Raw genomic sequence first — 10,645 nt, 5'->3', positions numbered from 1 at the left:
ACACTCCAGCTCATGGGCAATTTCATCCATCGGCAACGAGTCCTCTTCCGCCATCTGCCAGATCCACTTGCCCAGCTTCCCCTCGCGGGTCAGTCCAGGCATCGGCGACAGCGGCTCGCCCAGCGTCAGAACAAAGTGCATCCCCACGGCAAGTTCCGGCGTACGGCGGCTCATACGAGCCGCGTGGTCGATAGCCGCACCGTTGACCAGTGCGGTTGTTGAGGTGACCAGACCATGTTTACAGGCATCGATAATGCCGTAGTTCTGACCTTTGCTCAGACCATAATCGTCGGCATTAACGATTAACAAACGTTCCATCATGCCTCCTGTCACTGTTTCAGTTTCTCCACGGTGGCAGCGAAGTTCGGCAGCCATTCTTCATGCGCCAGAATCATCTCGCGAGCCAGCACCTCTGCATCTTTATCAGAGTGGATGAGCGGGCTTAAGTTCAGCGCCAGCAGCACATCGTTAAACTCACCGCTAAGCGCAGCCTGGCTTGCCGCCACTTCGAAACCTTTGATGGTGTGGATAAGACCCAGCACTTTCTCATCAAAATGGGTCACGCGCGGGTGCGGTTTTGCACCATCACGGCCCAGAATAGAGGTCACTTCGATAGACCAGTCCGCCGGGATATTATCAATATGGCCGTGGTGCGGAATGTTGACGTAGTGTTCAGTCTGCTTATCGTTGTAGATAGCGTTGATAACTTCGCACGCCGCATCGGAGTAGTACGCCCCACCGCGCAGTTCCAGCTCTTTTGGCTTCACGTTCAAGTCCGGATTTTTGTACAGTTCGAAGAGTTGCTTCTCCACTTTCTGTACTACCTGAGCACGCGCGCCGCCTTTGTAGTATTCGCCCATTTCAATCGCCAGCATCTCTTTTTGCTTGAAGTAGTACAGCAGATAAGAGCACGGCAGCAGGTTCAGGGAGCGCAGGAGCCCTTCGCTGAACGGCATATCGAAGATGTTTTTCACGGTATTCGCCGACAGCGTACCGGAGGCCACGCCGTCCAGCAGTTCCGCAAAGCGGGACTCGCCGTTCACCAGCACATCGCGCACGAACACCATGTGGTTCAGGCCGAACAGGTCGATAGAGAGGTCGTCTTTCTCGGTCAGGCGCAGCACGTCGGTGAAGAACATTTTCATTCCGATTGGAATGTTGCACACGCCGATAAAGCGCTTGAAATTGGTGTGACGGTAAACCGCTTCTGTCACCATCCCAGCCGGGTTGGTAAAGTTGATAACCCACGCATCCGGGCAGACTTCCTGAACATCTTTAATGATGTCGAAAATCACCGGAATGGTGCGCAAGCCTTTAAACAGGCCACCCGCGCCGTTGGTTTCCTGGCCCAGATAACCGTGGCTCAGCGGAATACGTTCGTCTTTTTCACGGGCTTTCAGCTGGCCAACACGCAGCTGAGTGGTAACAAAATGGGCACCTTCGAGCGCTTCGCGGCGGTTCAGCGTCTTATAGACCTTCATCGGTACGCCCGCTTTTTCCACCATGCGCTCGCACAGCGCGTGGATAATATCCAGCTTCTCCTGGCCGCCTTCGACGTCAACCAGCCACAGCTCCGTTACCGGCAGCTCATGATAACGTTTAAGAAAACCTTCCAGTAATTCAGGTGTATAGCTGCTACCACCACCAATAGTAACGACTTTCAATTTCTGGCTCATACTTTTCTCCCTCGAGATCCACAAGCTAAACGTGGCTTACCCGCCGCATAATATACGGTGAGCTAAATGCTTTGTTTCAGAACTACGAAATAATATCGTAGTGCGTTATTTAATAACCGTCAGTTTCTTACGATAATTGCTTGGTGTGAATGAGGTCAGCTTCTTGAATGTTTTAATAAACAGACTTGGGCTGCTGTAACCTGACTCATACGCAATATCGGTTACCGAGTAGTTGGTTATTTCCAGTTGTTTCTTGGCAAAGTTAATGCGGATATCATTGATAATCTGCATCGGCGTTTTGCCATAATAGCGCTGGGTGGCTCGGGTTAAATATTCCTGGGTTTTCCCGGATAACTCGACCATATTTTCCAACGCACCTTCACCAAATTTTAATTTATCGTGCATGGCTTCTACGGTGGTTTTTAACCACTGTGGCGTCACATCCTGCGCCTGCTCTTCCCGGTGATGTCGTAGACGATTAATCACATAGAAGGAAACCAGTTCAATAAATTCGTCGAATTCCGTTTCGCGAAAATGAAGTGATGCAATAACCGACTCAATGTAGCTAAGAAACGTGCTTTTGATCGAATAGACTTGCGAAGCAACCAGCGCAAACGGTACCAGAGCCTGGTAATGGGTATCGAAGAAATCTTTGCTGATCCCCACGTTGAGAATTCGCGTAGCACCGAACTCGTAGAAGCTCTGGTGATGCGACCCCATCGGGATGAAGACAAAATCGCCTCGCTCCAGCATGACCCGCTTACCGTTTATCTCCTGATAATAGCGGCCGGTTAGTACGATAGTGAACTCGTAGTAGTCGTGCTGGTGTAACCCACTGATACTTTCCGTTTTATTGTAGATGAAGACATGAAAATTTTTACCGTTAAAGAGCTGTTGTTCTCGGGCGGTGTTGATTTCCATGGTGATCATCTTTGGTTGCCTCATAGGGAAAAGCCTATTGTACCTTCTCGTGGAGTTCGATCAATTCAGCAACCAGCTCGCGCGCCAGCATTGAGGTCATAAGATGATCTTGCGCATGGACCAGCACCAGACTCACCTTCATTTTACCTTCGCCTTCATCGCTCTCAATCAGCTGAGTCTGCACGCGGTGGGCTTCGCTCAGCGCAATGCGGGACTGTTCCATCGTGGCTTTTGCGGTTTCGAAATCACCCTGCTTAGCCAGTTTCAGCGCGGCGTATGCCAGGCTGCGTGCTTGCCCTGAGTTGATAATCAGGCCCATCACCACTTCTTCGAGATCGTTTTCCTGCACGTCCTCAGCAACAACATTATCCAGATCAAACATAACTTTTCCCTTTTGTGAGGGCGGTATGGAGACTCGCTCCATACCGCATTGGCATTAGAATTTCAGAGAGGCAGCGATGTCTTCTTCGCTTTCTTCTTCTTCAATGGTGGCCTGCGCTTTGTTCGAAATCATCACGAATGGCAGGTAAACCAGCGTCGAGACACCGAGGTTGAACAGCGCGACAATCAGGGCGGCAACGCTACCGTTACTGTTGAAGAACGCCCCCAGGCCGGTTGGCATGGTCCACGGTGCCAGGTTAGTCACCGGAGGAATGATGCCCATGGAGTAGGCCGCCAGGGTGATCGCTGCCAGAATCGGCTGTACCAGGACGAACGGGATGAACATGACCGGGTTCATGATGATCGGCAGACCAAACAGAATCGGTTCGTTAATCTGGAAGATACCGGATGGCAGAGCCAGTTTCGCTACCTGACGATGGTCAGCGCGACGGGAGGCAATGAAGATGGCGATAATCAGACCCAGAGTCGCACCGGAACCACCCAGCAGGATGTAGGAGTCGAGCATCGGCTTCGCCCAGAAGTGGAACTGCTGGCCAGCGGCAATCGCCGCGTCAACGGAACCGTACTGGTTGTACAGCGCGATGTTTTCCAGCGCCCACGGGGTCATGATGCCGTTATCCAGCGCGGTCAGCGCCAGGGAACCGTGAACACCGAAGAACCACAGCAGGCTGTTGAACACCACGTAAGCCCAACCTACCACACCACCCATTGCTGCCAGCGGTTTGGAGATGGAGTCCATGATGATCTGGTGGAAGTTGCTGCCGTACGAGGACAGAATCCAGGAGAGGATCCCGAAGATAGACAGAATCAGGAAGCCCGGGATTAACGCCGAGAAGGAGCGCGCAACCGATGAAGGTACGCTCGAAGGCAGCGTAATGACCCAGTTACGACGGATAACGAAGGTGAACAGTTCCGCCACAACCAGACCGATAATCATACCGGAGATAATATTTTGACCGCCCAGCCAGTTTGCACCGACGGCATAAGCATCGCCGACGCTGTATGGGGTGACGGTCATAAAGGCCGCTACCGCCAGCAGGCCTGCTGCCATTGGGTCAACTTTGCGTTCTTCTGCTAACGCAGAGCCAATAAAGAAAGGCGCCATCAGCGACATAATGCCTAAGGTACCGTTATAAACGTTACCGCCGATGGCTTTAAAGCTGTCTAAGGTCGCAATGGTTGATGGATCCAGGCGGACCCCCATTGAATAAAAGAATGACCCCTCACCAAAACTCAGGAAAACGTTATTAATTAAGACGAACATGGCCCCCGCGAGGGTCAGTGGCATTAATTTAATAAAACCGTTTTTAATGGCATTGATGTGAGGCTGCTTTCCTATTTTAACAGCAAAAGGAAGGAGTACCTTTTCAAGCGAATCGATCACTTTACTCATAGAAAAATACCCTTAAAAGGCCGCAATCAATATTGCGGCGATTAATTATGAAATAACTCTTTGACGGGGAAAATAAATCAAAAATTACTGCGCAGCTGACTTCTTAATTGCAGCAACAGCTGCTTTTAACACACCTAAACCATCGACCTTGCCGTAGAGGGTTGAATCAATAACTTCAACCGGCTTGTTCGGCAGAATCTTTTTAATATCATTCAGCATATAGCCGATTTGTGGGCCAAGTAATACGACATCAGCCTCTGGACCTTTTTCCGCAGCGAAGGCTTCGGAGAATGCTTCAATAATAACCGGCACTTCGTATTTCTCAGCCTGAGCTCGCATTTTGGAGACCAGTAATGAAGTGGACATGCCTGCAGAACAAAATAGATAGATATGTTTCTTTTCCATTCACGCTTCCTCAACTTGTGAAATCTGTCATCATCGGGCGATGTTCCATGTGCCCACTACCTTCGTATGTAACAGATGAGTTTCTTCTGTTTATGGGATGAGTATACGGCAACAATTTGTGTACGGATAATTCTCATCACCCAAAAATTGTCTCTCATTGACCTCCCATTTTGACTACCTTCACACTTTGCTCAAAATAATTCGCGACAAGAAATAAGCATGATGCCTCATAAAAAAGCCCGACACGTAGGTCGGGCTTTCGTACGAATCCTATAAATGCACGAGGATCACTTCTTGGTTGCAGGGTCCGTGTCGTACTCGGAGCAGGTCTGGTAACCAGAGTTGATAACGTGGCCGGTGTCATCCAGCGCCACAAAGTAGGTTTCAGTTTTACCATCTCTTTGACCCAGAATGTAGGTCTGGCAGGTCCCACGGGCATGAATCATGCTCACCTCAGAAGAGGGTTTGCCCGCAATCTGCATCACCTGGGAGCGACTCATCCCTTTTTTGACATCTTTTACTACCGGTTGAGTGAATTGATCTTTCGTACGGTCGTAGGCGGTACAGCCTGCCAGCATGGTCAATACCGCTGCTGCACCCAGAAGCCCTGCTACATTCTTGTTCATCTTCCCTCTCCTTTTTGTTGGTGTTCATTAAGCCTGGAATAAATATTGCTATTTATCAACTTAGTCAGCGAATTGATTACCGTAATCCACGGTAAATCGGGCTAATATCCAGCAGTCAAAACTGTGATCCTTGTCGTTTTACCGTCAAAGAGGTAGTTTTAACACTTTGTTCTGATGGGCCAACGACACGCGATTTTCAGGGCGGCACACACATTCCGGAGGGGTAAATGGCATTACAACAAGACATTATTCAGGCGCTCGGCGCAAAACCACAGATTGATGCAAAAGAAGAGATCCGCCGCAGCGTGGATTTTCTTAAGGCTTATCTGAAAACCTATCCGTTTATCAAATCATTAGTACTGGGGATTAGCGGCGGCCAGGACTCGACCCTTACCGGGAAACTGTGCCAGCAGGCGATTAATGAGCTGCGTGACGAAACTGGCGACAGCGCGCTGCAGTTTATTGCCGTACGCCTGCCTTACGGCGTTCAGGCCGATGAGCAAGACTGCCAGGATGCGATTACCTTTATTCAGCCGGATCGCGTACTGACCGTAAACATTAAAGGTGCGGTGCTGGCCAGCGAGCAGGCGCTGCGCGAGGCCGGTATTGAACTCAGTGACTTTGTTCGCGGCAATGAAAAAGCCCGTGAGCGTATGAAAGCGCAGTACAGCATCGCCGGGATGACCAGCGGTGTGGTGGTCGGTACAGACCATGCGGCCGAAGCCATTACCGGCTTCTTCACCAAGTACGGCGACGGCGGCACCGACATCAACCCGATTTTCCGCCTCAACAAACGCCAGGGTAAACAATTGCTGGCCGAGCTTGGCTGCCCGGAACACCTTTATAAGAAAGCGCCAACCGCTGACCTTGAAGATGATCGCCCTTCTCTGCCGGATGAAGCCGCGCTGGGTGTCACCTATGACAACATTGATGATTATCTGGAAGGTAAAACGCTGCCTGCGGATATCGCCAAAACCATCGAAGGCTGGTATCTGAAGACCGAGCACAAACGCCACACGCCGATCACGGTGTTCGACGATTTCTGGAAGAAGTAGTCTATTGATTTATCGCAATAAAAAACCGCCGGAGCTGCCCATTGCCTGATGGCGTTTATGGGCAACTTCGGCGGTCTTAAGACAGTACGCTGAAAGTATTATTCAGCTGGCGCAGGAGGCATTTTACCTTCATGCGCTTTGTGTTCTGTCAGACGCTTCTCAAAATTGGCATTAAATTGCTTTTTCTGATCCGGCGTTAAGATGTTGTAGATCTTGTTCTGGGTTTCCAGACGAGACAACATCATGTCTTTATGCTGGGCTTCCATTTTGCTGATTTGCGCTTCTGCTTTCGCTTTGTCGAAGCTATCGCTCGCAATCAGGTTATGCATCTCGCGCATCTCTTCCTGCGGCGGACGTTTCATGTTCTGGCGGCTATCTTTCATGATGTCGCGAATCTGCTGTTTCTGAGCATCGGTCAGGTTCAGACCCTGGAACATCATGTCATGACGCGGGCCCATTTTACCTTTGTGATGATGCATCATCGTACCGTTCGGCTGTGCCGCATCGGTGGTGGTCGTAGAGGTGGTGTCCGCAGCGTGAGCCAGGTTCGCCGCGCCCAGAGCCAGGGTAGAGGCAACAAACAGAGCAGTTAATTTTTTCATCATCGAATCCTTACTTTTCAGTTATTCTGACGGCGCATCGCCGTGTTGACGAGATTAACTTTACGGGGTTTATCGTCAATTAATCAGAGCGTGCGTAAAACAATGAAAGTGTAAAAAACGATTTCGTGCCAATTATGAGGGAATTAAGGAAAAACTATGGAGAGTTGCTACAAAAATATTCAACACACTGATTAAGAAGAGATTTTGAAGAATTATAAAGCAGGCAAGATTAATAATAAAGCAAAATACTAAGAATTATCTGCAATAAAGTGTGGTACTAAAGTTAAAAAGCCGCGACGAAGGCTCGCGCGGCTCGTTTAATTAATCCTGCGGTGGACAACGCTCCAGCATTAATCCTGCTCGTAACCCCAATGCTACCTCTGGATTCGGGAACAGGACATACTCGCACGGCGAAGCTACTACATACCGGGTATCCCCATCTTCAGCCAGCAGCGTGCCTTTGGCAAAAGGGGTGAAGTTCAACGTCTGCGCCGACATATAGAGGCGGAAATCAGCGCTACGTCGGGTTATCTGCTGCACTACGCGGTAGTACAGCGGTACGGCTGATGACCCTCCGCCCCATTCTCCCGCCAACAGATGCCTGAGCTGACGCGTCACCAGCGCGAACTGGCTCAGGTCATTTTGCCCAAACGGTTTTGCCTTCCCGAGTTCCAGCGTACAGGCTAATGCGCCAAAGTACTCGCAGCTAAAGTGGGTAAAGGTACCGCCGGGCGACTGATGAAAAACCAGCGTCTGCATGCCTGCCGAGCCCAGCCAGCGAAGAAACGGCAGGTCCCATGGCGTCTCCCTCGCAGGTAAAACGCCAAACCGCTGATGATGAGAGCCACGAATGGCGGTGTGCAAATCCAGATGCCAGCGCACCTCCGCCGGACAACGCTGATAGAACGCCGTTACTGCCTGTTCAAGGCTTGCAGCACGGACCGTTTCGTCGCTGACGGGAAAATGCCGCCAGCGGGCACCGAACATGCGGTTCATATCGCTATGCAAATAGCGCTTGTTATCACGCAACGCAGGCGGATTCCCCAGCACCACCAGCAGATGCCAGCGCAGCTTGAGTTCACCTTTTATCAGCGCATGCAGCAGATAATCGACTATCTCGACCGGCGCGGTTTCATTACCGTGTATTCCCGCCGACAGGACCAGCGCCTGAGAGCAGGGTTCATGCGGCGTGAGCTGCAGCACGCCCGCTTCACGCCATTCCCAGTGAAAGTAGTCGGTATCGCCTTCCGGCTCTGCCGGCATTCTTCCCGCGAGCGTAAGGGCCAGAAAATGTTTCATATCACCTTCTTAGCGCTGGAATGGATAAAGCGAACCCAGTCGCAATATTTGCGTTAAGCGGTCAAGCGCCTCGCGCCCTTCCTGTAACAGCTGAGGGTCAGCCAGGTCAGCCTGGGTCAGGCGATCGCGATAATAGCAATCCACCCAATCATTCAGCGTGGTAAACAGCGTGTCATTCATCATCACCGCAGGATTCACCGCCCGGCGCTCGTCATCTGTCAGTACGACTCGCAGGCGCAAACAGGCTGGCCCGCCGCCGTTGGCCATACTTTCACGCAGGTCGAATACCTGCAGTTCGTCAATGGGGTTATCGTCTGCCAGTAATTGGTTCAGGTAGCGCCAGACCCGCGGATGTTCCTGCGCCTCCCCCGGCAACACCAGCATCATGCTGCCGTCAGGTTTGCTCAATAGCTGACTGTTAAACAGATAGGTCGAAACCGCATCATCCACCGAGACACGAGAAGCGGGAACTTCAATCGGTATAAACCCCGGTATTTTTTTGCGCCAGTTGGGCCATCAGCGCGGGCTGGTTTACAAACGCCTCCGCGTGGCAAAACAGCACCTGCCGGTTACTGACCGCGATCACATCATTATGGAACACGCCCCGGTCAATCACATGGGGGTTTTGCTGAGCAAAAATCGCCTGATTTGGATTGAGCTGATTAAGCCGTGCCACCGCTTCGCTTGCCGCGCGCGTTTGCCGGGCGGGATAGCGCTGCGGCTGTGTAGCACCGGTAGCATCCCGGCCATAGATAAAGAGCTGTATGCCCGGCTGGCCATAATCACGCCCCAGACGGTTATGGTTCGCGGCGCCTTCATCACCGAAAGCGGCAACGGACGGCAGCGCCTGGTGTACAGCAAAGTGATCCCGGTTAGCAAAAATGCCCTCGAGAATGGCCTGTGTCGTTGATGCTTCACTGGCGCGATGCAGCAAGCTGCTAAGGTTAGCCACCGTGAAATGCACTTTCCCGTCCAGCGCATCGGCTGAGGGGCAAACCGTCGCGGCATTGGCAACCCACATCGCCGAAGCCGAACTGGCGGCGCTCAGCAATTCAGAGGCCTGGGCCGCGGCTTTGGCAATAACCTGCTCATCACGTCCGCTAAAACCGAGCTGGCGCAGAAGCGCCACGTTTGGACGCTCCTGGGGCGGGATCACGCCCTGCGCGAATCCCGCGTCCGCCAGCGCCTTCATCTTTAATAGCCCCTGCTTCGCCGCCCGCTGCGGGTTAGAAACCTGATACTGGTGTTTCGCCGAAGCTTCATTGCCGAACGACAGCCCGGCGTAATGGTGGGTCAACCCCGGCAGTCCATCAAAGTTCACTTCCCGGGCGTTCATGATTTCACCTCGTGGTGAAAATCGAGTCCAGGGTTGAGTGCCGTTGGCAGGGTCAGCGTCGCTGACTCAAGGCTCGCCATCGGCCAGGTGCAATAATCTGCGGCATACCACGCGCCGGGGCGATGGTTACCGGAAGCGCCGGTACCGCCAAACGGCGCGGTACTCGCAGCACCGGTCAACGGTTTATTCCAGTTGACTATCCCGGCGCGCGCCTCCAGCAGAAGGCGCTCAAATTTCTCACGTTCCGGCGAGACCAGACCGCAGGAAAGGCCATAGCGGGTGTCGTTGGCAAGAACAATTGCCTCATCAAAATCATCATAGCGCCATACGCCCAGCAGCGGCCCAAATACCTCTTCATCGGCAATATCACGCGCTTCGCTCAGTTCAATAATCCCTGGCGTCAGCAACGAGGTACCCGGTTTGATTAAACGCGGCGCCAGCAGCGTTTTTCCGCCTTTTTCCACCTGGTGCTGCCAGGCCTGATAGACGCGCTCGGCGGCCAATGGCGAAATGAGCCCGCCAATAAACGGCTGCGGTTCCGCATTCCATGCCCCCGGTACAATTCGCCCAGCCACATCGACTAGACGTTGCAGGAAAGCATCCCCCGTAGCGCCGCGTTTCACCAGCAGCCGACGGGCGCAGGTGCAGCGCTGCCCGGCGGTGACAAACGCTGACTGGATGGTGAGATGCACCGCCGCATCGATATCATCAATATCGTCGACAATCAGCGGATTGTTGCCGCCCATCTCCAGCGCGAGCATTTTTTGCGGCTGCCCGGCAAGCTGGCGATGCAGATGGAAACCGGTCGCCGAACTGCCGGTAAAAAGCACGCCGTCCAGACCCGATTGCCCGCTCAGCGCTTCGCCGGTTTCACGGCCGCCCTGTATAAGGTTCAGCACTCCCGCAGGTAGACCGGCTTGCTCCCACAGT

Annotated in this window: 11 protein-coding genes and 1 pseudogene; 1 reads left to right on the top strand and 11 read right to left on the bottom strand. The window is 52.5% G+C overall.

The window, feature by feature from the left end; genetic code table 11:
- The 7 genes from GKAS_RS20685 to osmE all read right to left on the bottom strand — a co-directional run.
- A partial coding sequence (locus tag GKAS_RS20685; protein WP_035897025.1) for a ChbG/HpnK family deacetylase occupies positions 1-318 on the bottom strand: 318 nt, incomplete at its 3' end.
- Between the two features lie 11 nt (positions 319-329).
- The gene (locus GKAS_RS20680; protein WP_035897024.1) at positions 330-1,676 is read right to left on the bottom strand and encodes a 6-phospho-beta-glucosidase; all 1,347 of its coding nucleotides are present in this window, start codon (positions 1,674-1,676) and stop codon (positions 330-332) included.
- Between the two features lie 105 nt (positions 1,677-1,781).
- The gene (chbR, locus tag GKAS_RS20675; RefSeq protein WP_115074726.1) at positions 1,782-2,606 is read right to left on the bottom strand and encodes a transcriptional regulator ChbR; all 825 of its coding nucleotides are present in this window, start codon (positions 2,604-2,606) and stop codon (positions 1,782-1,784) included.
- Positions 2,607-2,631: 25 nt separating this feature from the next.
- Positions 2,632-2,979, bottom strand: a complete 348-nt coding sequence (gene chbA / locus GKAS_RS20670; protein ID WP_035897022.1) for a PTS N,N'-diacetylchitobiose transporter subunit IIA — start codon at positions 2,977-2,979, stop codon at positions 2,632-2,634.
- 54 nt (positions 2,980-3,033) lie between these two features.
- Positions 3,034-4,392 (bottom strand): PTS N,N'-diacetylchitobiose transporter subunit IIC, encoded by a 1,359-nt coding sequence (gene chbC / locus GKAS_RS20665; RefSeq protein WP_035897021.1) that lies wholly within the window; start codon positions 4,390-4,392, stop codon positions 3,034-3,036.
- A gap of 84 nt (positions 4,393-4,476) precedes the next feature.
- Positions 4,477-4,797: a PTS sugar transporter subunit IIB gene (locus GKAS_RS20660; RefSeq protein WP_035897020.1), complete on the bottom strand. Its 321-nt coding sequence runs from the start codon at positions 4,795-4,797 to the stop codon at positions 4,477-4,479.
- A 287-nt stretch (positions 4,798-5,084) separates the two neighbouring features.
- Positions 5,085-5,423 (bottom strand): osmotically-inducible lipoprotein OsmE, encoded by a 339-nt coding sequence (gene osmE / locus GKAS_RS20655; RefSeq protein ID WP_035897019.1) that lies wholly within the window; start codon positions 5,421-5,423, stop codon positions 5,085-5,087.
- Between the two features lie 227 nt (positions 5,424-5,650).
- Between osmE and nadE the strand changes: the two genes are divergently transcribed.
- Complete coding sequence (gene nadE, locus GKAS_RS20650; RefSeq protein WP_035897017.1) at positions 5,651-6,478, top strand: ammonia-dependent NAD(+) synthetase; 828 nt, start codon at positions 5,651-5,653, stop codon at positions 6,476-6,478.
- Between the two features lie 98 nt (positions 6,479-6,576).
- Here the strand turns inward: nadE and spy are convergent, their stop codons facing one another.
- The 4 genes and pseudogenes from spy to GKAS_RS20630 all read right to left on the bottom strand — a co-directional run.
- Positions 6,577-7,083 (bottom strand): ATP-independent periplasmic protein-refolding chaperone Spy, encoded by a 507-nt coding sequence (gene spy, locus GKAS_RS20645; RefSeq protein ID WP_167540428.1) that lies wholly within the window; start codon positions 7,081-7,083, stop codon positions 6,577-6,579.
- 318 nt (positions 7,084-7,401) lie between these two features.
- On the bottom strand, positions 7,402-8,379 hold the full coding sequence (astE, locus tag GKAS_RS20640; RefSeq protein WP_035897013.1) for a succinylglutamate desuccinylase: 978 nt from the start codon (positions 8,377-8,379) through the stop codon (positions 7,402-7,404).
- A gap of 9 nt (positions 8,380-8,388) precedes the next feature.
- Positions 8,389-9,715: pseudogene (astB, locus tag GKAS_RS20635) on the bottom strand (N-succinylarginine dihydrolase).
- Positions 9,712-10,645 (bottom strand): aldehyde dehydrogenase family protein (locus GKAS_RS20630; RefSeq protein WP_035897011.1); only part of this gene is annotated, 934 nt, incomplete at its 5' end. The gene GKAS_RS20630 and the pseudogene astB, both read right to left, overlap by 4 nt.

The sequence above is a fragment of the Kluyvera ascorbata ATCC 33433 genome, from assembly GCF_000735365.1.
GTDB classification, from domain to species: Bacteria; Pseudomonadota; Gammaproteobacteria; order Enterobacterales; family Enterobacteriaceae; genus Kluyvera; species Kluyvera ascorbata.
The sequence above is the reverse complement of the archived record's forward strand: the minus strand, read 5'-3'. Positions and strand labels throughout refer to the sequence as shown.